This window comes from Euzebya rosea (genome assembly GCF_003073135.1).
Lineage (GTDB): Bacteria > Actinomycetota > Nitriliruptoria > Euzebyales > Euzebyaceae > Euzebya > Euzebya rosea.
This window is the reverse complement of sequence record NZ_PGDQ01000013.1, coordinates 24,361-49,732: the sequence shown is the minus strand read 5'-3', so window position 1 is coordinate 49,732 and position 25,372 is coordinate 24,361. Positions and strand designations below refer to the sequence as shown.

General features: G+C 71.2%; 17 protein-coding genes. 14 read left to right on the top strand and 3 right to left on the bottom strand.

Features of this window, described 5'->3' with window-relative positions:
- Nucleotides 1–5: 5 nt before the first annotated feature.
- Both CUC05_RS17080 and CUC05_RS17075 read right to left on the bottom strand, forming a co-directional pair.
- The gene (locus tag CUC05_RS17080; protein WP_157965683.1) at nt 6–2,228 is read right to left on the bottom strand and encodes a metallopeptidase domain-containing protein; all 2,223 of its coding nucleotides are present in this window, start codon (nt 2,226–2,228) and stop codon (nt 6–8) included.
- 48 nt (nt 2,229–2,276) lie between these two features.
- Nucleotides 2,277–2,729, bottom strand: coding sequence for a YiiD C-terminal domain-containing protein (locus CUC05_RS17075; protein ID WP_108667342.1), 453 nt, complete (start codon nt 2,727–2,729; stop codon nt 2,277–2,279).
- Nucleotides 2,730–2,801: 72 nt separating this feature from the next.
- Between CUC05_RS17075 and clpB the strand changes: the two genes are divergently transcribed.
- The 14 genes from clpB to CUC05_RS17005 all read left to right on the top strand — a co-directional run bounded on the left by clpB (nt 2,802) and on the right by CUC05_RS17005 (nt 24,775).
- On the top strand, nt 2,802–5,393 hold the full coding sequence (gene clpB, locus CUC05_RS17070; RefSeq protein ID WP_108667341.1) for an ATP-dependent chaperone ClpB: 2,592 nt from the start codon (nt 2,802–2,804) through the stop codon (nt 5,391–5,393).
- A 306-nt stretch (nt 5,394–5,699) separates the two neighbouring features.
- On the top strand, nt 5,700–6,857 hold the full coding sequence (locus CUC05_RS17065) for a phosphate ABC transporter substrate-binding protein PstS (RefSeq protein ID WP_205712397.1): 1,158 nt from the start codon (nt 5,700–5,702) through the stop codon (nt 6,855–6,857).
- Between the two features lie 163 nt (nt 6,858–7,020).
- A complete protein-coding gene (pstC, locus tag CUC05_RS17060; RefSeq protein WP_108667340.1) occupies nt 7,021–8,001 on the top strand; it encodes a phosphate ABC transporter permease subunit PstC in 981 nt (326 codons plus the stop codon).
- Nucleotide 8,002: 1 nt separating this feature from the next.
- Nucleotides 8,003–9,091: a phosphate ABC transporter permease PstA gene (gene pstA, locus CUC05_RS17055; protein ID WP_108667339.1), complete on the top strand. Its 1,089-nt coding sequence runs from the start codon at nt 8,003–8,005 to the stop codon at nt 9,089–9,091.
- A 188-nt stretch (nt 9,092–9,279) separates the two neighbouring features.
- Nucleotides 9,280–10,059, top strand: coding sequence for a phosphate ABC transporter ATP-binding protein PstB (pstB, locus tag CUC05_RS17050; protein WP_108667445.1), 780 nt, complete (start codon nt 9,280–9,282; stop codon nt 10,057–10,059).
- A 237-nt stretch (nt 10,060–10,296) separates the two neighbouring features.
- Nucleotides 10,297–11,808 carry a circularly permuted type 2 ATP-grasp protein gene (locus CUC05_RS17045; protein ID WP_108667338.1) on the top strand — a complete coding sequence of 504 codons (1,512 nt, stop codon included), beginning with the start codon at nt 10,297–10,299 and terminating at the stop codon, nt 11,806–11,808.
- A gap of 2 nt (nt 11,809–11,810) precedes the next feature.
- Nucleotides 11,811–12,917, top strand: a complete 1,107-nt coding sequence (locus tag CUC05_RS17040) for an alpha-E domain-containing protein (protein WP_108667337.1) — start codon at nt 11,811–11,813, stop codon at nt 12,915–12,917.
- Between the two features lie 46 nt (nt 12,918–12,963).
- Nucleotides 12,964–16,362, top strand: coding sequence for a transglutaminase family protein (locus tag CUC05_RS17035; RefSeq protein WP_108667336.1), 3,399 nt, complete (start codon nt 12,964–12,966; stop codon nt 16,360–16,362).
- Between the two features lie 51 nt (nt 16,363–16,413).
- A complete protein-coding gene (locus tag CUC05_RS17030; protein ID WP_108667335.1) occupies nt 16,414–18,975 on the top strand; it encodes a circularly permuted type 2 ATP-grasp protein in 2,562 nt (853 codons plus the stop codon).
- On the top strand, nt 18,972–19,985 hold the full coding sequence (locus tag CUC05_RS17025; protein ID WP_108667334.1) for a transglutaminase family protein: 1,014 nt from the start codon (nt 18,972–18,974) through the stop codon (nt 19,983–19,985). Before CUC05_RS17030 ends, CUC05_RS17025 begins: the two co-directional genes overlap by 4 nt.
- 32 nt (nt 19,986–20,017) lie before the next feature.
- Nucleotides 20,018–21,271, top strand: coding sequence for a lipase family alpha/beta hydrolase (locus tag CUC05_RS17020; RefSeq protein ID WP_240606276.1), 1,254 nt, complete (start codon nt 20,018–20,020; stop codon nt 21,269–21,271).
- A gap of 319 nt (nt 21,272–21,590) precedes the next feature.
- Nucleotides 21,591–22,397 (top strand): MBL fold metallo-hydrolase, encoded by an 807-nt coding sequence (locus tag CUC05_RS17015; RefSeq protein ID WP_108667332.1) that lies wholly within the window; start codon nt 21,591–21,593, stop codon nt 22,395–22,397.
- Between the two features lie 134 nt (nt 22,398–22,531).
- Nucleotides 22,532–23,065 carry an META domain-containing protein gene (locus CUC05_RS17010; RefSeq protein ID WP_108667331.1) on the top strand — a complete coding sequence of 178 codons (534 nt, stop codon included), beginning with the start codon at nt 22,532–22,534 and terminating at the stop codon, nt 23,063–23,065.
- Nucleotides 23,066–23,215: 150 nt separating this feature from the next.
- Complete coding sequence (locus CUC05_RS17005) at nt 23,216–24,775, top strand: AMP-binding protein (protein ID WP_108667330.1); 1,560 nt, start codon at nt 23,216–23,218, stop codon at nt 24,773–24,775.
- Here CUC05_RS17005 and CUC05_RS17000 read toward each other — a convergent pair.
- Nucleotides 24,760–25,278, bottom strand: coding sequence for a DUF3237 domain-containing protein (locus CUC05_RS17000; RefSeq protein ID WP_108667329.1), 519 nt, complete (start codon nt 25,276–25,278; stop codon nt 24,760–24,762). The genes CUC05_RS17005 and CUC05_RS17000 overlap by 16 nt on opposite strands.
- Between the last annotated feature and the right edge of the window lie 94 nt (nt 25,279–25,372).

Below are 25,372 nucleotides of genomic sequence, written 5' to 3'. Positions count from 1 at the left end.
CCCGGTCAGGCGCGGCGGCGGACGGCCAGCCAGCCGGCGGGCAGGGCCGGGAGGACGAGCGCCAGGCCGGGCAGCGTCGGACCGGCCGCACCGTCGTCGGTCACGATGACCGTCGCGGTGTCCGTGACGGCCTCGCCGGTCAGCTCCGACGTGGCGGTCAGGGTCACGCCGTGGGCGCCGGTGTTGCCCTCCGCGAGGCCGACGTGGACCTGCACGGTCGTGCCGCCGAGCGCCGCGACCTCGACGTACTCATGGGGCAGCCGCGCCTCGAGGTCGGTGTCGACCGACAGGCGGGAGATGTCGGTGATGCCGAGGTTGGCCAGGTCGAACTCCAGCGTCACGACCTCACCCATGGGCACGGTCGTGTCGCCGGTCGAGGTGATGGTGGTCGCCGGGTCGATCGGGCCGTGGCCGTCGAGGGACCGGACGGCCACGCGGTAGCTGCCGATCGACATCGGGTCGTCGGCGTCGTGCTCGGTCGTCAGGACGTAGAACTGCAGGCGGTTGGCGTCGTCGACCCACGTGTTGACGACGTCGTCGCCGGTCCCGGCGTGGAACAGCGCGTCGGCCAGCTGGCGGGCATCGCCCAGAGAGATGGCCGCGCGGGTGCCGTCGGGGCGGATGAAGTCGTACACCTCGCGGCCCTCGTGCTCGCCGACGCCGGTGACCGTGTTGATGTCCTCGGGGTGGGCGTCGATGGCCCACATGAACGGGCCGAGGTCCACGCCGGTCTTGTTCTTGGCGATCAGGACGCCGTGGTCGGGGGTGTAGGAGTCGTGGCCCATCTGGTCGACGACCTCGACGGTGTAGTTGTCGTAGCCGCCGCCGTCACAGGTGTGGTCCTGCGCGGTCGAGCAGGACGGGCTGCGGTCGCGACCCAGGTTGATGACCATGCCGTGCAGGCCGACGTCACCGGTGATGGGCGCCAGCGGGTAGGCGCGCGGGAAGATGTCCGCGGCGACCGGACCGGTGACGGCCAGGGCGCGGGCGTCGACGGTCAGCACCTCGTGCGGCGGGGTGAAGCCCAGGCGGATCTTGTTGCGCAGCATGTGGTGGGAGCCCATCGAGGCGCCCTGGACCGCGGGGATCTGCCAGCGGGTGTGTGCGCCGCCGGGGCCGTTGAACGCACCGCGGGACAGCATCGCCCAGGGGCCCGTGTAGGAGCGGCGCACCGGCGTGCCGTAGGGGTTGTTGTAGTTGTCGAGCACGCCGAAGATGTGGGACAGCTCGTGGGCGAAGACCGCCGAGCCGTCGTTCTCGCCCTGGGTGGAGCTGACACCGGGAACGGCGTGGGACCAGATGCCCTCCGACGCCGCCCACGAGGTCCAGTCGACGTAGCGGGTGGCTGCCGCGTTGGGGCAGGCCGAGTCGCACATGCCCAGCTCGCTGCGGACGGGTGCGGGCGGACCGAAGCGGTCGGTGACGGCCTCGGGGCCGTCGAACATCATCTCGCCGAACTCCTGCCACGTGCCCGACTCGTCGTAGCCGGCGTGGACCAGCCAGCGGAAGTCGTAGTCCTCGGCGTTGAACACCATCCCGGTGGTCGTGTCGGCTGCCGCCGCCTGGATCAGCTCGGTGTCGAAGCCACCGGCGAAGCCGCCGACCAGCGGCAGGCTGCCCGAGCCGCACGTGTCGCCCTGGGGGCACTGGTTGGCGCCACCGCCGGCGTCACTGCCCCCGAGCCCGTACTCGTGCTCCTTGCCCGACATCCGGTAGGGACCGAACGGGGTGGCCTCCACGCCGATCAGGCCGTAGGAGTCCTCCAGCCAGTACTCGTTGACCGTGTGGAAGTTGTTGATCTCGCTGGGTTCGTTGACGATCAGGTCGGTGTAGAACTCGCCGACGTCCTCGCGTGCCACGCCACCCACGATGGGGTTGGCAACCGGTCCGTCGAAGCCGGGGACGCGGTCGGCCCACTCCTGGTCGACGCCGAACACGTCGCTCCCGGCGGGCTCGGTGACCACGAAGTCGCGATCCTGGAAGTCGCCGAAGATCATCGCCGCGCGGATCGGCTTGGCCGCCTGGCGCTCGGGGTCATTCCAGTCCACGCCGGGGATCGCCCGGTAGTCGTCGGTGGTCTGCCACTCGGGCAGCTCCCACGACTGGGGATCGACCGGGGCCGGGAACGCCAGGACGGGTGCGTCCTGGGTGGTGGCGCCGGAGGCGATGGGCAGGAGCGCGAGCGCCGCCGCAACGGAGGCGGCCAGCACGGGGCGAAGACGGGACATGCCGACCTGTTCGACGACCGACCCGTCGAATCCTGCCCGACGGGATGGCTAGGACCCGTGTCGACGCAGCTGGTAGCGGTTGGTGGTCACGCAGACCACGTTGCCGTCGGTGTCGGTCAGCTCGCAGTCCCACTCGAAGTCGGCCTTGCCGTTGGCGTCGGCCTCCGCGGTGATCCGGGCGACCTCCTCGGGGGAGATCGACACCTCCACGGAGATGTCGGTCGTCGCCAGCTTCACGAACGTGATCTCCATGCCCTTGACGATCGGGTAGTACGTCGCGGCGTCGAAGGTGGAGAGGAACAGCGCGCCACCGGGGATCTCGGCCAGGGTGAACAGGGCCCCGGCGTACATCGTCCCGATGTGGTTGCCGTTGGGCTCCAGCGGGCAGGTCATCCGCACCCGACCGGGCTCGATGTGGTCCAACCGCAGCCTCATCCGCTCGACGAAGGGGAACGCTCGCTCGACGAGGGGGCGGATCGTGGTCAGCAGGTCGTCGCTCATGGGCCCGGAGCATCGCACATCCCCCCGGAGAAACCTGAGCGGGACACACTCAGGTCTGCTATCTTCGGCACCATGAACTTTGAGCGCTTCACACTCAAGTCGCGCGAAGCGGTGGCGGCCTCCGTGCAGGACGCCGAGCGGCGCGGCAACCCCGAGGTCCGTCCGGGCCACCTGCTGCACGCGCTGATCCAGCAGACCGAAGGCCCCGTCATCCCGATCCTCGACCGCGTCGGGGTCACCCCGACCGCGATCCGCCGCCTGGCCGAGGACCAGATCGCCACCTCGCCGACCGCCCGCGGCGCCACCGGCCAGCCCAAGCTGTCCCAGGTCCTGATCGCCGTCCTCGACGACGCCGAGGAACGCGCCGGACAGCTGGGCGACGAGTACACCTCCACCGAGCACCTGCTGCTCGCGCTGGTCGCCGGCAAGAACCCCACCGGCAAGGCCCTGCAGGACGCCGGCCTCGACGAGGAAGGCGTCCTGGCGGGCCTCAAGCAGGTCCGCGGCAACCAGCGGGTCACCTCCGCCACCCCCGAGGGCACCTACGAGGCCCTGGAGAAGTACGCCCAGGACCTGACGCTGCTGGCCCAGGACGGCAGGCTCGACCCGGTCATCGGCCGCGACGAGGAGATCCGCCGGGTCATCCAGGTCCTGTCCCGCCGCACCAAGAACAACCCGGTGCTGATCGGCGAGCCCGGGGTGGGCAAGACCGCGATCGTGGAGGGGCTGGCCCAGCGCATCGTCGCCGGCGACGTCCCCGAGGGCCTCAAGGACAAGCGGCTCATCGCGCTCGACCTCGGTGCGATGATCGCCGGCGCGAAGTACCGCGGCGAGTTCGAGGAGCGCCTGAAGGCCGTCCTCACCGAGATCGAGGCCAGCGAGGGCCAGCTGATCACCTTCATCGACGAGCTGCACACCATCGTCGGCGCCGGCAAGGCCGAGGGCTCCATGGACGCGGGCAACATGCTCAAGCCCATGCTCGCCCGCGGCCAGCTGCGCATGATCGGCGCGACCACGCTGAAGGAGTACACCGACATCGAGGGCGACAAGGCCCTGGAGCGCCGGTTCCAGCCGGTCAAGGTCGGCGAGCCCTCCCTGGAGGACACCGTCGCCATCCTCCGCGGGCTCAAGGAACGCTACGAGGTCCACCACGGGGTCCGGATCACCGACGCGGCCCTGGTCGCCGCCACCCGGCTGTCGGACCGCTACCTGACCGACCGGTTCCTGCCGGACAAGGCCATCGACCTCGTCGACGAGGCCACCAGCCGGCTGCGGATCGAGATCGACTCGATGCCCGCGGAGATCGACGTGCTCGACCGGCGCGCCAAGCAGCTGGAGATCGAGAAGGCGGCGCTGGAGGGTGACGAGACCGCCACCGACCGGCTGGCCTCGATCGCCGACGAGCTGGAGGCGCTGCACGGTGAGCTCGGCACGCTGCGTGCCCGGTGGGACCGCGAGAAGGCCGCCATCCACGCCGTGTCCGGGCTGATGGGCGAGATCGAGCAGGCCCGCGAGCAGCTGGAGAAGGCCAAGCGCGACGGTGACTTCGCGACGGCGGGCGAGCTGGAGTACGGCCGCATCCCGAGCCTGGAGGGACGCCTCACCGAGGCGTCCGAGGCGCTCGCGGCGGTGCAGGCCGACGGTGCGCTGCTGAAGGAGGAGGTCGATGCCAGCGACATCGCCGCCGTCGTGGCGAAGTGGACCGGCATCCCGACCGACCGCCTGCTGGAGGGCGAGCGGGACAAGCTGGTCAACCTCGAGTCGCACCTGTCGGAGCGTGTCGTCGGCCAGGCCGAGGCCGTCACGGCGGTGGCCGATGCGGTTCGCCGGTCCCGCGCGGGCCTGGCCGATCCCGACCGACCCGTCGGATCCTTCCTCTTCCTCGGTCCCACCGGCGTGGGCAAGACCGAGCTCGCCCGCACGCTCGCGGACTACCTGTTCAACGACGAGCGGGCGATGGTCCGCATCGACATGGGCGAGTTCGGCGAGAAGCACACCGTCTCGCGGCTGCTGGGTGCCCCTCCGGGCTACGTCGGCCACGACGAGGGCGGGCAGCTGACCGAGCCCGTCCGGCGGCGGCCGTACTCCGTGGTGCTGCTGGACGAGGTCGAGAAGGCTCACCCCGACGTGTTCAACGCGCTGCTGCAGCTGCTCGACGACGGTCGGCTGACCGACGGCCAGGGCCGGACCGTCGACTTCCGCAACACCGTCGTCATCATGACCAGCAACCTCGGCAGCCAGCACATCCTCGACCCCACGGAGTCCGAGGAGGTCCGCAACGAGAAGGTGATGGCCGAGGTGCGCAGCCACTTCCGCCCCGAGTTCCTCAACCGCCTCGACGAGATCCTCATCTTCCACCGCCTCGACCGGGATGCGCTGCGACGCATCGTGGACGTCCAGCTGGCCCGGGTGGCCGATCGGTTCGCCCAGCGCGACCTGGCGCTGGAGGTCACCGATGGTGCCCGGGACTGGCTCGCCGATCGGGGCTTCGACCCCATCTACGGTGCCCGCCCCCTCAAGCGGGTCCTCCGCAAGGAGCTGGAGGACAGGGTCGCGTTGCTGCTCCTCGACGGCCACCTCGACGACGGCGACACCGTCCGCGTCGACGCCGATGCCGCCGCCGGACTCGTCATCGACGCCGGTCCACCCGCCCTCTCCGCATAGGACTCGGGGCCCCTGGCACAGGGGCCCGAGTTGCCCGGACGTGGCCGGTCGGGCGCCGATCACGCTCCGGCGAGGGGAGTTCACCTGGCGGTCACCCGGTCGTTCATCGTTCGTTCATGCGGTGAACGAACTGTGTCCTCGGGTCGCGTGACGCCGACAGGCCCGCTTGCCCGTGTTCACCCAACGTCCACGTGGCGATCGGCCGGCGGAAAGACAGCGCACGCAGACTCCCGCCAGTCAACTACTCCAGTAGTTGGCCCACATCCCCCTCCGGGGACCTCCCCGACCTTCAGGAGAAGAATCACCATGCGATACACCTGGCGCACCCTGCTGGCGCTCATCGCGCTGCTGGCCATGGTTGCCACCGCCTGCGCGTCCGACGACACCGCCGCCGAGGAAGATGCCGCCGACGAGACCACCGAGGCCGACGAGACCACCGACGCCGACGACGACATGGCCGAGGACGTCCCCGCGGGCGACCTCTCCGGCACCCTGGTCGGGGCCGGTGCATCGTCGCAGGCCGCCGCGATGGACGGCTGGGTCGCTGGCTTCCAGAGCGCCAACGAGGGTGTCACCGTCAACTACGACCCGATCGGGTCCGGCGGTGGCCGCGAGCAGTTCCTCGCCGGCGCCACGACCTTCGCGGGTTCCGACGCCTTCCTCGACGAGGAGGAGCTCGCCGCGTCCGAGGAGCGCTGCGTGGACGGCAACCCCGCCATCAGCATCCCCCACTACATCTCGCCGGTCGCCGTTGCCTTCAACCTCGACGGCATCGAGTCGCTGAACATGACCCCCGACGTGATCGGCGGCATCTTCGCCGGCACCATCACCAACTGGAACGACCCGGCCATCGCCGAGGTCAACGAGGGCGTCGAGCTGCCCGACCTGGCCATCAACCCGGTCCACCGCTCCGACGACTCCGGCACCACCGAGAACTTCACCGGGTACCTCGAGGTCGTGGCCCCCGACGCGTGGCCGTACGGCGAGATCGAGACCTGGCCGACCGAGGCCGGCGGCGAGGGCGCTGCCCAGACCTCCGGTGTGGTCCAGGCCATCACCGCCGGCAACGGCTCCATCGGCTACGCCGACGCCTCGCAGATCGCCGGCCTGGGCACCGTCGCCGTCGGCGTGGGTGACGAGTTCGTCGCCTTCTCCCCCGAGGCCGCTGCCGCCGTCGTCGACGTCTCCCCTCGCGCCGAGGGTCGCCCCGAGGGCGACTTCGCGATCGAGCTGGCTCGTGACACCACCGAGTCCGGCGTCTACCCGATCGTCCTGGTCTCCTACCACATCGTCTGCCAGGCCTACGGCGACCAGACCGAGGTCGACCTGGTGAAGGCGTTCATGCAGTACGTCGGCTCCGAGGACGGCCAGGCCGCGTCCGCCGCCTCCGCCGGTTCCGCCCCCATCTCCGAGACGCTGCGCGGCGAGATCGCCAGCTTCCTCGAGACCATCACGGTCGCGTAGCCGACCACCACACGGCTCCCACGGCCCGGTCGGCAGCACTGCCGGCCGGGCCGTGACCGTGTCGGCGCCGGACAGCACGACGACGGACGTTCGAGTGAACGGAAGTTGAACATGCTGCACATCGGTTGCCGGCCCCCGAGCCCATCTCCACACTCGAATACTCGTGAGCACCAACCTCTCCCCCGACCTCGACTCGACCGGTGCCCCGTCAACCCCTGACACCGTCACCGACGAGCGTGGCACCCAGGGCGCTGACCGGATCTTCTCGGGCGTCTCCACCGGCGCCGGCATCGTCATCCTCCTCGCGCTGGCCGGCGTGGCCTTCTTCCTCGTCAAGGAAGCCATCCCTGCCATCTCCGCCGACCCCGCGGAGCTGAGCGGCAACGCCGAGAGCCTGTGGGACTTCCTGGCGCCGCTGGTCTTCGGCACCGTCTACGCCGCGATCCTCGCGCTGATCATCGCCACGCCGCTGGCGATCGCCATCGCGCTGTTCATCTCCCACTACGCGCCACGCAAGCTGTCCACGTCGCTGGGGTACCTGACCGACATCCTCGCCGCCGTGCCGTCGGTCGTGTTCGGGCTGTGGGGCCTGTTCGTCCTCGCGCCGCTGCTCGTGCCCCTCATGGGTGTGCTCGAACGCGGGCTCGGGTGGCTGCCGCTCTTCGCCGGTCCCGTCGCCAACTCCGGTCGAACACTGCTGGTCGCCACACTGGTGCTCGCGGTCATGATCCTGCCGATCATCACCGCCATCAGCCGCGAGATCTTCCTGCAGACGCCGCGCCTGCACGAGGAAGCCGCCCTGGCCCTCGGCGCCACCCGCTGGGAGCTCATCAAGATGGCCGTGCTGCCCTACGCACGGTCGGGGATCATCTCCGCCACCATGCTCGGCCTCGGTCGTGCGCTCGGCGAGACGATGGCCCTCGCGCTGATCCTCTCCCCGACCCCGGGCCTGATCAGCCTCAACATCATCTCCACCCAGAACTCCCAGGCGATCGCCCCGAACATCGCCCTGCGCTTCCCCGAGTCCTCGGGCCTGGCCATCAACGGGTTGTTCCTGACGGGCCTGGTGCTGTTCGTCATCACCTTCCTGGTGAACTTCGGCGCCCGCCGCATCACCAGCAACGCGTTCTCCGGAGCGAACTGAGATGGCATCGACCCAGACCCGCGAGCCCCTCACCACGGGCAGCAACACCCCGGCCTCCATCCGCCAGGGCACCCTCGCCAGCAACACCGTGATCGGCATCGCCGCAGGCTCGGTCGCCGCCGGCGTGGGGATCACCCTCGCGCTGTTCGGCGCCAACTACGCGCTGATGATCCTGATCGCGACCGCCTGCTACATGGTCGCCCTCTACAGCGTGTCCCGCCGCACCGAAGGTGCCCGACGCGCCACCGACCGCATGGTGACGACCATCGTCAGCCTGGCGTTCGCGCTGGCCGTCCTGCCGCTCGTCAGCGTGATCTACACCGTCGTGGAGAAGGGCACCGCCCGCTTCGACATGGCGTTCTTCACCGAGACGATGCGAAACGTCGTCGGTGTCGGCGGCGGTGCCAGCCACGCCCTCATCGGCACGCTGATCATCACCGCGCTCGCTGCCGCGATCTCGGTGCCGATCGGCATCATGACCGCCGTCTACCTGGTGGAGTACGGCCGGGGGCCGCTGGCCAGGGCCGTCACCCTCCTGGTCGACGTCATGACCGGCATCCCCTCCATCGTCGCCGGCCTGTTCGCCGCCGGCCTGTTCGCCCAGCTCGCCGGCCCCGGCACGAAGAACGGCTTCGCCGGCGCGGTCGCGCTGAGCGTCCTGATGGTGCCGATCGTCGTCCGCTCCGCGGAGGAGATGATCCGGCTGGTGCCCAACGAGCTGCGCGAGGCGTCCTACGGCCTGGGCGTCCCGAAGTGGCGCACCATCACCAAGATCGTCCTGCCGACCTCCATCGGCGGCATCCTCACCGGCGTCACGCTGGCCATCGCCCGCGTCATCGGCGAGACCGCCCCGTTGCTCATCGCCGTCGGCACCACCGACTCCACGAACCTGAACCCGTTCAGCGACCGCATGGAGACGCTGCCGATCTTCGCGTACTACTCCTACCAGCAGCCGGGCTTCGGCGAGGGCATCCAGGCGTCCTACGACCGTTCCTGGGCCGCGTCGTTGACCCTGATGCTCGTCGTGATGGTCCTCTTCGGCCTCGCACGGGTGCTGGCCAGCGTGCTGAAGCCGAAGGGACTGAAGTAGCCATGGACTCGAACGGAACCGACATGACGCTCGCCAACCAGACGGAGACCGCACTCGCCGTGGACACCGACACCGCCGCTCCCGACACCGCCGCCCCCTCGACCGTGGACACCGACACCGTGGACCCCAACAGCAACGAGATCGCGCAGATCGCCACCGCGCGCGAATCCGTGGATCGGTCCGACGAGATGGTCAACCGCATCGAGGTGAAGGACCTCGACATCTACTACGGCAAGTTCAAGGCCGTGGAGGGTGTCGACATGACCATCTTCCCGCGCTCGGTGACCGCGCTGATCGGCCCGTCGGGCTGCGGCAAGTCGACGTTCCTGCGGTCCCTCAACCGCATGCACGAGGTCATCAGCGGGGCCTACGTCACCGGCCACGTCTCGCTGAACGGCGAGGACCTGTACGCCCCCGGTGTGGACCCGGTGCTCGTGCGCCGCAAGGTCGGCATGGTCTTCCAGCGCCCGAACCCGTTCCCGACGATGTCGATCTACGAGAACGTGCTCGCGGGCATGCGGCTGAACAACAAGCGCCTGAAGAAGTCCGACGCCGACGACCTCGTGGAGAGCTCCCTGCGGGGCGCCAACCTCTGGACCGAGGTGTCGGACCGCCTCGACAAGCCCGGATCGGGCCTCTCGGGCGGCCAGCAGCAGCGCCTGTGCATCGCCCGTGCCATCGCGCTGCGCCCCGACGTGCTGCTGATGGACGAGCCCTGCTCGGCCCTCGACCCGATCTCGACCCTCGCCATCGAGGACCTGATCAGCGAGCTCAAGGACAGCTACACGATCGTCATCGTGACCCACAACATGCAGCAGGCCGCCCGTGTCTCGGACCGGACCGGGTTCTTCAACATCGAGGGCACCGGCAAGCCCGGCAAGCTCGTCGAGATCGACGACACCGCCGTGATCTTCTCCAAGCCGTCGGAGAAGGCCACCGAGGACTACGTGACCGGTCGGTTCGGCTAGGGCCGTCGCCAGCCGTCAGCCCCTCGCCCCCGGCCGCCGCGCCGGGGGCGTTCCCTTTTCGGGAACGTTTGGACCCACGGTGAACGGGCGAGGACTGGGGGTGCAGACGCCGCGGTTCGCAACACATCCGTCACCTGGGTTCGCTACGGTGACTTGTGCTGCGTCACCGACGACTGCTGGGCGCCCCCCCGCGTCCGATACCCCGAACACGAGGAGGCGGTCCCCCTGGAGGCCCGCATGTGGCATGCCTACCGCAGCGACGGCTGCTTCGACGAGATGATCGACCCCGACGGGCGGCCCCGTCCGGAGTGCGCCGGCCTCGTGGACATGCTGGGCAGGCTCGATGACCTGACCCAGCGGCAGGAGGACGCGGAGCTGGCCATCAAGACGATGGGCATCAGCTTCACCGTCTACTCCGAGGGCGAGAACATCGACCGGGCGTGGCCGTTCGACATCATCCCGCGGGTCATCTCCACCCAGGAGTGGGACGGGGTCTCCAGGGGACTCATCCAGCGGCTGACCGCCCTGAACATGTTCATCGACGACCTGTACCACGACCAGCGCATCATCAGCGAGGGAGTCTTCCCCGCCCACGTGCTGAAGGGCTCGGTCAACTTCCGCCCCGAGTGCGTCGGCGCGAACCCCAAGGGCGGTGTCTGGGCCCACATCTCCGGCAGCGACCTCGTGCGCGACGCCGAGGGCACGATGTACGTCCTGGAGGACAACCTGCGGGTGCCCTCCGGGGTCAGCTACATGCTGGAGAATCGCGCGATCACCAAGCGCGTGCTCGGCGAGGCGTTCCAGGGCCTCGACATCCACCCCGTCGACAGCTACCCCAACGCCCTGCGCGACATGCTGGCCGACCTCTCGCCGCGCCCGGGCGAGCAGCCCGTGATCTGTGTGCTGACGCCCGGCGTGTTCAACAGCGCGTACTTCGAGCACGCGTTCCTGGCCCAGGAGATGGGCGCCCACCTCGTGGAGGGCAACGACCTGTTCGTCGACGCCGACGACTGCGTGCAGATGCGGACGATCGACGGGCCGGTCCGCGTCGACGTCATCTACCGCCGCATCGACGACGCGTTCCTCGACCCCGAGGCGTTCCGGCCGGACTCCGCGCTCGGTGTCCCCGGGCTGATGCGGGCCTGGAAGGCCGGCACGGTCGCCCTGGCCAACGCCCCCGGCGCAGGTGTGGCCGACGACAAGGTCGTGTACGCCTACGTGCCCGACATCATCCGGTTCTACCTCGACGAGGATCCGCTGATCCCCAACGTGCCGACGTACCTGTGCGACGACGACCGCCAGCGGGCGTGGGTCCTCGACCACCTCGACGAGCTGGTCGTGAAGCCGGCCAACGAGTCCGGCGGCTACGGGCTGTTCATCGGCCCCAAGTCCACCGCGCAGGAGAAGGAGGACGTGGCCGCGGCGATCCAGGCCGACCCCCGCAACTACATCGCCCAGCCGACCCTCACCCTGTCCACGGCACCCACGCTGCGCGATGGTCGGGTGGTGCCCCGCCACCTCGACCTGCGACCGTTCATCCTCTCCGGGCCCCGGCCGTACGTGACCAACGGCGGGTTGACCCGCGTGGCGTTCACCGAGGGGTCCCTGGTCGTCAACTCCTCGCAGGGCGGGGGCAGCAAGGACACCTGGGTGCTGGACCCGACCCCCGGGACGACCACTCCCGAGATGGCCACTCCCGGGATGGCCACGGCCCCGCCGACCGCATCCCCGACAGGAGAGGGACGCTGACCATGCTGCTGTCACGACTCGCCGAGAACATCTACTGGGCCGGCCGCTACCTGGAACGGGCCGAGGACACCGCTCGCCTGGTCAAGGTCCACACCGAGCTGTACATGGACCTGCCGCAGGCGACCTCCATGGGCTGGAGCCCGCTGCTGGCCGTCACCGGGTCCGGTGACGCCTACGACGAACACGTCCGCCAGAACGGGGACGACTCCGGCCTCAGCGAGGAGCTGCGCGTGGTCACGTTCCTGACCACCTCGCCGGACAACCCCAGCTCGGTGCTGTCCTGCCTCGACGCGGCCCGCGCGAACCTTCGCTCGGTCCGGGCCCTGCTGCCCCGCTCCGGCTGGGAGCAGGTCAACCACCTGCACCTGTGGGGACGCGACACGCAGGGCAAGGCGGTTCCGCGACGCAGCCGCACGGAGTGGGCGGAGGACCTGATCCGCAAGTGCCAGACGGTGTCCGGGCTGCTCAGCGGGACGATGAGCCACGACGAGAGCTACCGGTTCCTGCAGGTCGGTCGGCACCTGGAGCGGGCCGACATGACGACCCGTGTCCTGGACGTGCAGGCCCAGGTGCTGCTCCAGCAGATCTCCACGGGCAACACCTACGCCGACGTCACCTGGATGTCGGTGCTGAAGTCGGTCTCGGCGATGCAGATGTTCCGCCGCGTCGCACGGGCGGGCGTCTCGGGCAGCCGCGCGCTGAACTTCCTCCTCACCGACCGGGAGTTCCCCCGCTCGGTGGCCCACTGCCTCGTCGAGCTCGACCTGCGGCTGCGCGAGCTGCCGAACTCCGCGCCCGTGATCACCGCCGTCGGTGACGCCCTGATCCGGCTCGACCGAGCGGACCTGGACGTGCACCTGCGGGCCATGGCGCCGGCCGACCTGCACGACTTCATGGACCGCCTGCAGACCGACATCGGCCACATCCATGCCACGGCGTCCGACACCTGGTTCGCTCCCCCACCGGTGTCACTGCCGGAGACCGAACCAGCGGTCGCGACCACGGAGCCGGCACCAGCCGAGCCGGTCGTGCCCGAGTCCGAGGGCAACGGTCAGCAGGTCCAGCGTCAGTCGCAGTCCTCGACGCGCTCCGTGTCGACCTCGGCCTGATCACCCTTCCGCCCCACCTCCCCCACCACCGCCAGGAGCCCCACGCATGGCCATCCATGTCGCCCTGACCCACCGCACCACCTACACCTACGACCGGCCTGTCGGGCTCGGTCCCCACGTGGTGCGCCTGCGCCCTGCCGCGCACACCCGCACGCCGATCCTGTCCTACTCGCTGAAGGTCACGCCGGAGGACCACTTCCTCAACTGGCAGCAGGACCCGTTCGGCAACTACCTGGCCCGCCTGGTCTTCCACGAGAAGACCGAGAAGCTGGAGTTCGTCGTCGACCTCGTCGCCGACATGACGACGATCAACCCGTTCGACTTCTTCGTCGACGAGTACGCCGAGACCCATCCGTTCACCTACGAGCCGTCGCTGAAGCGTGACCTCGCGGTCTACCTGGACGCCGACGAGCCCGGTCCGCTGCTGGCGGAGTGGATGAACGACCGCGTCCGCGACATCGCCCCCGCCCGCAAGGGCAACGAGGGCATGCGCACGATCGACTTCCTGGTCGAGCTGAACCGCCGGGTGATGAGCGACATCGCCTACACCACCCGCATGGAGCCGGGTGTGCAGGACCCGGAGGAGACGCTGGAGAAGGCGCTGGGGTCCTGCCGCGACTCCGGCTGGCTGCTGGTGCAGATCCTGCGTCGTCTGGGCCTGGCGTCCCGCTTCGTCTCCGGCTACCTGGTCCAGCTGACCGCCGACGTGAAGTCCCTCGACGGGCCCAGCGGACCGGCACAGGACTTCACCGACCTGCACGCCTGGACGGAGGTCTACCTGCCGGGCGCCGGTTGGGTCGGCATGGATCCGACGTCGGGCCTGTTCGCCGGCGAGGGCCACATCCCGCTGGCGGCCACCCCCGAACCGCGGTCGGCCGCCCCCATCGAGGGGGCGGTGGACGAGGCCGAGGTCGAGTTCGACCACGCCAACCTGGTCACCCGCATCCACGAGGATCCCCGGGTCACCAAGCCCTACACCGTGCAGCAGTGGAAGGACGTCGACGCCCTCGGGCGACGGGTCGACGCCGACCTGCAGGCCGGCGACGTCCGGCTGACCCAGGGTGGCGAGCCGACGTTCGTGTCGATCGACGACATGGAGGCGCCGGAGTGGAACACCGCCGCCGACGGCTTCCACAAGCGCGAGCGTGCGTGGGACCTGTCACAGCGGCTCTTCGCCCGGTTCGCCGACGGCGGCCTGATCCACCACGGCCAGGGCAAGTGGTACCCCGGCGAGCCGCTGCCGCGGTGGCAGACCGGCCTGTACTGGCGCACCGACGGCCAGACCCTGTGGAGCGACCCCGGGTTGCTCGGTTCGCCGTGGGACCCCTCGACCGCCACGGTGACGGACGCCGAGGAGATGGCCCGCAGGATCGCGGAGTCCTTCGGCGTCCCCGACGACAACGTGCACGCCGCGTGGGAGGACGAGCTGTACCGGCTGTGGAAGGAGTCCACGCTGCCGGTCGGGCCCGCCCCCGTCGTCGACATCGACCCCGACGACGACCGGCTGGTCGACCCCGACGAACGTCGTCGCCTGCTGGAGGCCATCGACAAGCGGGACCTCAACCCCAACGGCTTCGCGGTCCCGCTGCACCACGACGGCCTCGGCTGGGCGACCGCCCGCTGGGAGTTCCGCCGTGGCCGGCTGGTGCTGATGCCCGGTGACTCGCCGATGGGCCTGCGCCTGCCCCTCCCCGGGCTGTCGTGGCACGACCCCAAGGTCCAGCCCGAGCGGTCGACGTTCGACCAGCTGTTCCTCCAGCGGCCCACCGGCGACCCCCTGACCGCCCAGGAGTACGGCCAGCCGATGAGCCCCGGCGACCCCGACGCTGCGGCCGGCGCCCCCGCCGGCGAACGCGGCGCGCGGATGCTGCCCATCCAGAACGGTCCGTTCAGCGCGGTGTGCGTGGAGGTCCGCGACGGCCGGCTGCACGTGTTCTTCCCGCCGCTGACCCACCTCGAGCACACCCAGGACGTCCTCAACGTCGTGGAGGACGCCGCCGCCGACATGGGCGTGCAGGTCGTGCTGGAGGGTTACACGCCGCCCAGCGACCCGCGCCTGCGCAACCTCGTCGTGGCACCTGACCCCGGGGTCATCGAGGTCAACGTGCACCCGGCGGCGGACTGGGAGGACCTGTCGACGATCATCAACGGCGTCTACGAGGACGCCCACCACGCGCGGCTGGGCACGGAGAAGTTCGACCTCGACGGCAGCCACACCGGCTCCGGCGGTGGCAACCACATCACCCTCGGCGCCGAGACGCCGGCGGACTCCCCGCTGCTGCGTCGCCCCGACCTGCTGCAGTCGATGATCACCTACTGGCAGCACCATCCGTCGCTGTCGTACCTGTTCTCCGGCAAGTTCATCGGCCCGACCTCACAGGCACCCCGCGTCGACGAGGGCCGCGACGAGTCGTTGTACGAGCTGGAGACCGCGTTCGCCGAGATGGGCCGTCAGGCCGAGCTGCACGGCGGCCAGCCGCCGGCGTGGGTCGTCGACCGGTCGCTGCGCCACCTGCTGACCGACCTGACCGGCAACACCCACCGGGCCGAGTTCTGCATCGACAAGCTGTTCAGCCCCGACAGCGAGCGGGGCCGGCTGGGCCTGCTCGAGCTGCGCGGCTTCGAGATGCCGCCGCACGCACAGATGTCGCTGGTGCAGGCGCTGCTGGTCCGCTCGCTGGTCAGCCGGTTCTGGCAGGAGCCCTACGCCGGCTCGATGGTCCGCTGGGGTGGCCTGCTGCACGACCGCTTCCTGCTGCCGTGGTTCGCGCAGGCCGACGCCCACGAGGTCGTCGCCGACCTGCAGGCGCACGGCTACGACTTCCAGACGTCGTGGCTGAACCCGTTCGTGGAGTTCCGCTTCCCGCGGCTGGGCACCGTCGTCGTCAACGACGTCGAGATCGAGCTGCGCAAGGCCGTCGAGCCGTGGCACGTGCTCGGTGAGGAGGCCACCGGACAGGGCACGGCCCGCTTCGTGGACTCCTCCGTGGAGCGGGTCCAGGTGAAGGTGAGCGGTCTGACCCCCACCCGCCACATCGTGACCTGCAACGGGGCGCCCGTGCCGCTGACGCCGACCACCGAGGCGGGCACGTCCGTCGGCGCGGTCCGCTTCAAGGCCTGGCAGCCGCCGTCTGGCCTGCACCCCACGATCGGCATCCACTCGCCGCTGACGTTCGACGTGATCGACCGGTGGAGCCGGCGGTCGCTCGGCGGGGCGCGCTACCACGTCGTCCACCAGGGAGGGATGGGCTACGACCGCATGCCGGTCAACCCGCTGGAGGCCGACTCCCGGCGCGTCAACCGCTTCGAGGTCCTCGGCCACACCCCCGGGCCCGTCGACATCGAGCAGCTCGACCGCTGGGGGGCCCGTGACGGCGGTGAGTATCCTCGCACCCTTGACCTCCGCCGCCCTCACCCTGCGACCGGTCACGCCCGCGAGGCGTGACCCGTCGGCGGCGCCCGTGATGACCGCTGACCTGCCCGGCCCGGAGGTCGTGTGACCTCGGTGCTCGACGGAGCGGCCGAACCCGTCATCCCCACGGACGCCGCCAACGAGATGACGGCGCCCGACGGCAGCATCCGTCCGGGCTGGGAGGGGTTGCACCGCGCAGTCGAGGCGATGGACCTGCGACAGCAGCGACGGCTGCGTCGCGAGGTTGCCCGCCTGCTGGAGGACGACGGCGTCACCTACCACGTCCCCGGCACCGGCAAGCGGCTGGCGTGGCAGCTCGACCCCCTCCCCCTCATCATCAGCGGGGAGGAATGGGCAGGCATCGAAGCCGGGATCGTGCAGCGCGCCGAGCTGCTGAACCTGGTGCTGGCCGACCTGTACGGCCCCCGGACGCTGCTGACCAGGGGGTTGCTGCCCGCACGGCTGGTCCACGACCATCCGGGGTTCCTGCGCGCCCTGCACGGGGTGCACCTGCACGGCCCCCAGCAGCTGTTCACCTACGCCGCGGACCTCGCCCGCATGCCCGACGGGGCGATGGTGGTGCTCGGGGAACGCACGCAGGCCCCGTCCGGCGCGGCCTACGCGCTGCAGAACCGTATCGTCACCTCGCGGGTGATGGGCCAGCTGCACCGCACGAGCCACGTCCAGCGGCTGGCCCCGTACTTCCGCGCGTTGCGACGCGGGTTGCAGCAGGTCGCCCCCGGCGACGTGACGTTGCCGCGCACCGTCCTGCTGTCGCCCGGCTCGCGCAACGAGACGGCGTTCGAGCACGCCCTGCTGGCCGCCCGACTCGGGCTGTCGCTGGTCGAGGGCAGCGACCTGCAGGTCCGCGACGGCCGGGTGTGGCTGCGCAGCCTCGGCCATCCCGAACCCGTCGACGTGATCGTCCGTCGCATCGACGAGGAGTGGTGCGACCCGCTGGAGCTGCGACCCGACTCGCTGATCGGCGTCCCAGGGCTGGTCAACGCCGTCCGCAACGGCACCGTCGCCGTGGTCAACACCCTCGGCAGCGGGGTGCTGGAGAACCCCGCGCTGCAGGCCTTCCTGCCCGGGCTGGCCCAGCACCTGCTGGGCCAGTCGCTGCGGCTGCCGTCGGTCCACACGGTGTGGCTCGGGGAGGAGGAGGGACGGCGCGAGGTCATGGCGGCCCCCCGCGAGTGGTTGTTCAAGCCGACCGCCCGGACCGCTGGTCACGACAACACCATCGTCGGTGCGGGCCTGGACGACCGCGAGGTGCTGGCGCTGCGTGCCCGCGTGGCCGCCGCCCCCCATCGCTGGGTGGCCCAGGAACCTGCCTCGCCCGCGCGGTCGCCATCGATCGGCACCGACGGCATCGTCGACCGGCGCACCGTGCTGCGGACCTTCGCGGTGGCTGACGGATCCTCCTACACCGTCATGCCCGGCGGGCTGACGCGAGTGGCCCCCGACGACGGCATCATCATCGCCAACCACCAGGGCGCGTGGTCCAAGGACACCTGGGTGCTCGGCGACGCCCACCAGCCAGTCACCGGGTTCTGGAGCGACGGCGGTGCCGACGACCCCGTCGTCCCCGACGCCACGATGCCGTCCCGCGCGGCGGAGAACCTGTACTGGCTGGGACGCTACGCCGAGCGCGCCGAGGGGGTCGCCCGGCTGCTGCGCGAGATCGAGGCCCGTCGCACCGAGTTCCACGAGGCCACCAGCGGGCCCGGCGTCGCCTGCATCACTGCCCTCCTGCAGGCCGTCACCCAGGTCACCACGACGTACCCGGGCTTCGTCGGACCGGGCGCCGACCGGCGCCTGGCCAGCCCCCAGGCCGAGCTGACCAGCCTGGCCAGCGACGAACGTCGTCCGGGCACGCTCGCCCACGCCATCCGCAACCTGCTGGACAGCGTCGACGTGGTTCGCGACCAGCTGTCGGGCGACACGTGGCTGGTGGTCGTCGACCTGCAGCGTCGGCTGGCCAGGACCGATCCGGCCAACCGCATGCCGACCGCCGAACCCGGCGAGCTGCGCCTGGACGACATGGCCCGGGTCCTGCACGGCCTGCTGTCCATCCAGGGGCTGGCCGCGGAGAACATGATCCGCGACGCGGGCTGGCGCTTCATGGACGCCGGCCGGCGGATCGAACGCGGCCTGCAGATCCTCGCCCTGCTGCGCGCGACCACCACCCACGTGCGGGAGGAAGCCGCCGACGGGCTGGTCGCCGAGTCAGTCCTGCGCGTCGCCGAGTCGATCATCACCTACCGACGTCGGTACCGGTCGACCGCGCGGGTCTCGACGCTGCTCGACCTGCTGCTCGTGGACCCCGACAACCCACGGTCGTTGACCTACCAGTTCGACCGGCTCGCCGAGGACCTGACGATGCTGCCCGGCCACCCCGGCGCCGGCCGGGTGTCGGCCACCGAACGGCCGGTGCTCGAGGCCTCCACGGCCCTGCGCGTCGCCGACACCGACCACCTCGCCAGCGACCAGTCCGACCAGGTGCGCGGCGAGCTCGACGACTTCCTCAGCCACCTCTACGGCCTGATGTCACGGGCAGGTGAGGAGGTCCGCCGGGCCCACTTCACTCACCTCGCCCCGCAGCGGACCATGCGCGCCGACACCAGCGGAGGAGTGCGCTCGTGACGTTCGCCGTCGTGCACACCACGACCTACACCTACGAGTCGGAGGTCTCCGCCAGCTACGGCGAGGCCCACCTGCTGCCGCGGTCGATGCCGGGCCAGCAGGTGCACACCGCCGAGCTGACCGTCACCCCGACGCCCGGCACGCTGGACGAGCGGGTGGACTGGTTCGGCAACCGGACCCACTTCTTCGAGCTGTCCGCCGGCCACACCCGCCTGTCGGTGACCGCGTCCAGCACCGTCGACGTCACCCGCCAGCCGATCGGCGACCAGCTGCTGGCGAGCCAGCCGTGGGAGTCCGTCCGTGACCGCCTGGCCGGTGGGCCCGGCGGCGGGGACCCTGCCTCGGTGCTGGCGGCCACCGAGTTCCTGCTCGCCTCCGAGCAGGCCCCCACCACCGCGGCGGCCGCCGCCTACGCCGTGCCGTCGTTCCGACCGGGCCGACCGGTCCTGGAGGCGGTGGAGGAGCTGTCCTCGCGGATCCATCGTGACTTCGAGTTCCAGCCCGGGGCGACGACCGTCGGCACCCCCGTCGACGACGTGCTCCGCCGCCGGGCCGGGGTGTGCCAGGACTTCGCCCACCTGACGATCGCGGCGCTGCGGTCGCTGGGGCTGGCTGCCCGGTACGTCTCGGGGTACCTCGAGACCGACCCGCCCCCCGGCAAGCCCAAGCTGCAGGGCGCCGACGTGTCCCATGCGTGGGCGTCGGTGTTCGTGCCCGACATCGGCTGGGTCGACATCGACCCGACCAACGACCAGTTCGTGGGCGACCGCTACATCACGACCGCATGGGGTCGTGACTATGGGGACGTCGCCCCGCTGAAGGGCGTGATCTTCACCGACGGCGACACGCAGCGCCTGGAGGTCAGCGTCGACGTCCGGCGCGTGCGACCGGCCGGCACGGCGTCGCCGGGGCCTGCGCTCACGGGTCCAGCACCCACGGGGCCGGCGTCCACGAGTCCGCCGCCGCAACCGATGGTGCAGCAGCAGTCCCAGACCGGCTTCGACGTCTGACCCACGCTCCTTACACTCGGGTGGTGACCACCATGGAGCCGACCACGACCAACCTGCCGGCCACGACCGGTGACGACGCGCTGGACGGCTTGGCCGACCTGCTGCCGCAGGTCTGGCAGGACGTGGTCGTCGACACCGTCCGCGAGGTCCACCGGGCCGTCGCCGACCGCGCCTTCGGGTTCGTCCCGGGGTCGAAGCCGATCAGGGTGGTGCACGATGGGGTCGCCGACGCCGTCTACGGCACGTTGCGGATGGCCGGGGCCGGGGCGAGGACCGCCCTGCGCGCGGTCGTGCGCGCCGGGGCGACCACTCGTGATCCGGCGGTGCTGGAGCGCAGCCGTGGATGGCGGTCGTCGGTCGCCGTCCTCAACGGGGTGCTGGGCGACCTGCTGGACGAGCAGCACAACCCGCTGGCGATCCAGATGTCCCCGCGGGTCGACGGACGCGACGTCCGGTTGTCGCGGGAGGGGCTGGCCGCGGCGTACCCCGAGGCCACCGGACGGATCGCCGTGCTGGTGCACGGGCTGGTGGAGAACGACGAGTCGTGGCAGTTCCGTGCGGCCGAACGCGGCGGCACCTACCCCGACCTGCTCGAGCAGGCCGGGATCACGCCCGTGCTGGTGCGGTTCAACACCGGCAAGCACATCTCCGACAACGCCCTGGAGATGGCCGACCTGCTGGACCGCCTGACGTCGCGCTGGCCCGAGCCGGTGGAGGAGGTGCTGCTGATCGGCCACTCGATGGGCGGGCTGGTGCTGCGCGGGGCGGCCGACATCGCCGCCGCGAGCGGGCTTGGCTGGACCGGGCTGGTCCGCAACGTCGTGCTGCTGGGCACCCCCCACGAGGGCGCGGCGCTGGAGAAGGTGGCCAACGCCGGCGCGTGGCTGCTGGCGAGCGTGCCCGAGATGGCCCCGTTCGGCGCGATCCTCAAGCGGCGCAGCGCCGGCATCAAGGACCTGCGCCACGGGTACGTGCGGGCGTCGGACTGGGCCGACCAGGACCCCGACGGCTGGCGCAGCCGCACGGCGTCGGACACCGAGCCGTGGGAGGGCGTCACCATCCACAACATCGGCGCGACGATCACCCACGACCACACCCACCCGATGGGCCACGCCCTCGGGGACCTGCTGGTGCGGTGGGACTCCGCCCGTGCGGACGGCCGGCCGTGGGCCCGGTCCGCCTCGGTCACCCACGTCGGCGGCACCGACCACTTCGGCCTGCTGAACCACCCCGTGGTCAGCGACCTCCTCGCCGACCTGCTCATCGGCCGCCCGCCGACCACCTGACCCCCGTCCGGGCTCCTCCGGCCGATCCCGACCTCGAACCGGCTCGGGCCGGACACGGCCGGCCGCCCGACCCGACACGACGGCCCCCCGACCCGACCCGACCGGCCGCCCGACCCGACCGGCCGCCCGACCCGGAACTGGCTTCCCGCGACAATTGTGGGATCCGGTGCACCGGTGCACCCCTGACCACAATCGTGGTCGGATGCCGATCTCGCGAGCCGGGTGTTCGGCGACGATCGTAGGATCCGGTGCACCAGTGCACCCCTGACCACGATCGTGGTGGGATGCCAATCGTGACCCGACTGGCCGGAGGCCCGAGATGCCCGCGACCCGCACGCGCCGGACGTTCCTGACCGACCTGGGGAGAACCGCCGCGGGAGTCGTGGTCGTGGGGTTCGCCGGGGGCTGCTCCGGCGGGGACGAGCCCGTGGCGCAGGTCACGGCACCGACCGATCCCACGGCGGCCCCGACGACCGCTTCGACCGATCCCACGGCCGACCCGACGACCGACGGCGCGTCACCCGACGCTGCCGGGCTGGTCGTCCCCCACACCGTGGACCTCGGCATCGGGGCGGCCTACGTGCTGGTGCGCGCGGGCGAGGCCGCGATCGTCGACACCGGCGTGGCGGGCAGCGAGGACGCGATCGAGGCCGTGCTGGCCGAGGCCGGGGTCGGCTGGGGCGATGTCGGCCACGTCATCCTCACCCACCAGCACGGCGACCACGTCGGCAGCCTGGAGGCCGTTGCCGGCCTGGCCTCGGGCGCGGCCCTGTACGGCGGCGCGGCCGACATCCCCAACATGACCGCTCCGCGGGAGATCAGCGCGGTCGGCGACGGCGACACGGTCTTCGACCTGTCGATCATCGAGACACCGGGGCACACCGCCGGGCACATCAGCGTGCACGAGCCCGCCGCCGGGTTGCTCGTCACCGGCGACGCGCTGGTCGGCAACGCCGGTCGCGTCGCAGGCCCCGCTGCCCAGTTCACCGCCGACATGACCAGCGCGATCGCCAGCGTCGCGACGCTCGCCGAGCTGGACGTGCAGCGGATCCTGGTGGGGCACGGATTCCCGGTCGAGGGCGGGACGGCCGAGCTCGCGGCCCTCGCCGAGACGCTCGCCGGCTGACCGAGCGACGGGCCCACCCCGGCGGACCCTGCCGACCGGGCTCACCTGCTGACGTGTCGGCAGCCGGCATCCGGGAACGTTGGGGGTGCACCCGGCGTCGGACCGACCGAGTCCCCGACCCCGAAGGAGCCCCCATGACTCGTCGACTCCCCCTCCCCCTGCACCTCGCCACCGTGGCGCTGCTGCTGGTGGCAGCCGTCGGCCTGGCCTCCTGCGCCGAGGACGCCACCCGTGACGACGTCGGCCTGGCCACGCCCGGCGCGGCCGCCGCCGACACCGCCACCGCCGACACCGCCGCCGAGGACCCTGCGGCCGAGGACCTCGTCGGCGATGCCCGCCAGGCGATCGGCCAGTGGATCCTCCTCGACGGGACCGTCGACGGCGAGTCCATCGCCCTGCCCGACGGCGAACGGATCACGATGGAGGTCACCCGCACCCAGGTCGTCGGCGCCGCCGCCTGCAACCAGTACTCCGCGACCGCATCGGTGTCCGGTGACGAGATGACCATCGGCAGCCCGACGTCCACCCGGATGATGTGCGCCGAGGACATCATGTCCGCCGAGACCGCCTACCTCGCTGGCCTCCAGCGCGTCACGTCCCTCGACAGCGAGGGCGAGGAGCTCGTCCTGACCGGCGACGGCGTCCAGCTCCGCTTCGTGGCCGCCTGACCGAGCACGCCCACCCGACAGTCCCACGCCCAACCGACAGGCCCGGCGCCCGGGTGCCCCTTCCGGGCGCGAACCATCGAACGTAGACTGCCTCACCGCACCCAGCGGCCTCCTGCGCACCTCCCGTTCGGGAGAAGGGATCGGCCCTCGATGGTCACCACGCTGCTCGGCCATGTCGCTCGGCGCCCACGGGACACCGCGCTGGTGGACGTGGACGGCATCACCAGCTGGTCGGTGCTCAACGACCGGTGCAACCGGTGGGTCTGGGCCCTCCGTGGACTCGGCCTGGCGCCGGGCGACCGGGTGGCCGTGATGGCCGGCAACCGTCGCGACGCGTGGGAGGTGTTCCTCGCCGGGCTGCACGCCGGACTCGTCGTCGTGCCCGTCAGCTGGGAGCTCGACATCGACGACGCCGCCTACGTCCTGCGCCACTCGGGCGCCCGCGTGCTCGTGGTGGAGGCCTCGACGGAAGGGGTCGCCGTGGCTGCCGCCCGCGGGGTACCGACGGTGACGGTGGTGCTGACGCTGGACACCCCCGGACACGGGGCCCAGTTGGCCGAAGACGTGCTGGGCCAGGTTCCGGCGATCGAGCCGGACAACCAGGTGGCGGGCGGGCCCATGTTCTACACGTCGGGCACCACCGGGGCCCCCAAGGGAGTGATCTCCGCCGGCCTCGGTGGGGCGGGGCAGCCGGTCGAGTCCCTGGCACGGACGGCGGCCGCGGTCTGCACCGGCGTCGGGTTCCCCCCTGACGGGACTGCGATGATCGTCGGGCCCGCCTACCACTCCGGTCAGTTCGTCCTCGCGACGTTCCCGCTGCTGTTCGGCCAGGCCCTCGTCGTCCACCGACAGCCCGAGCCGGCCGCGATCCTCCGCGAGATCGACCGGCGCCGGGTCACCAACGTGCTGCTGCTGCCCAAGGACTTCATCGACATGCTGGCCCTGCCGGAGCCGCACCGTCGGGCGTTCTCCGGCCGGTCGCTGCGCGTGGTCCTGCACGGCGGTGCGCCCTGCCCGCCGGACGTGAAGCAGCGGATGATCGACTGGTTCGGCCCGGTCGTCACCGAGTACTACGGGGCGACCGAGGGAGGGTTGTTCGCCCTGGCCTCCTCCATGGAGTGGCAGAAGGTGCCCGGCACCGTCGGTCGGGTCCTGCCGTTCCTCGAGGTCCGGGTGGTCGATGCCGCCGGGGCGGAGGTCGAGTCGGGCCAGGAGGGTGTCCTGTACTTCCGGAACCGGACCGGCGCGGCGTTCCGCTACCACGACGACCCCGACCGCACCGCGGCGGCGCACCTCGAGCCCGGGCTGTTCACCGTCGGCGACGTCGGCTACCTCGACGAGAACGGGTACCTGTTCGTCTCGGGCCGCGAGGCCCACCTGGTGACGGTGGACGGCCAGCGAGTCCACCCCAACCGCGTCGAGCAGGCGCTGTCGGGCCACCCGGCGGTCGCAGACATCGGGGCCTTCGGTGGCCCGGACCCCAGCGGGTCCGGCGACTGCATCCACGTCGCGGTCAGGCCGGTCGACCCCGAGGTCTCCGCCGACGAGCTCCGCGCTGCGCTGCTGGTCCGGGCGGCGGACAGCCTGCCCGCCGCTGCGGTCCCTCGCGGGGTCCACGTCGTCACGCACATCCCACGGTCAGGCGCCGGGAAGATCCTGCGCCACGAGCTACGGGACACGCTGGCACCGAGCGGTCAGACGACCTCGTAGATGTCGTAGCGGATCACGCCGGCGTCGACGACGGCGCGACCGACGGTCAACACCTTGTTGAGCCACAGGTAGCGCGGGTCGCCCGTCTCGAACACCGGGGCGCTGTACAGGGGGCTCGTCCCGACGCCGCCGGAGTGGTCGGCGCGGCCGTAGTAGCGCACGAACACGAGGGCGTCGTCGTGGGTGCGGATGGTGAACTGGACGTCGATGTGCGCCGAGCCGTCGGGCCCCTCCAGCAGCCAGTCGACGGCGCTGGGACCGACCAGGCGGCCGGTCAGCCGGGGGCCCTCGTAGACGACGTCGGTCATCTCGATGAGGACCCGACGCCCACGGGGGGTGTCGGTCTGCACGATCGCCTCGCCCAGGGTGATCCGGCCGGTGGTGAAGGGCACGAGGACCGGTGGGTGCCCGAGCATCGCGACCTCGAGCGGCGTCGCGGGTTGTTGCAGGGCGGCGGTGACCGCCGCGTCTCGCCCGTCGGCGCGCGTTGCGCGATCATCCATGGCGTCTCCTCGAGGACAGCGCTCGGATGGCGAGCGTCCCTCCGGCCCCGCAGGCCGTCAGGTCCCTGAGGAAGAATGTACTGCGTCGTGACCC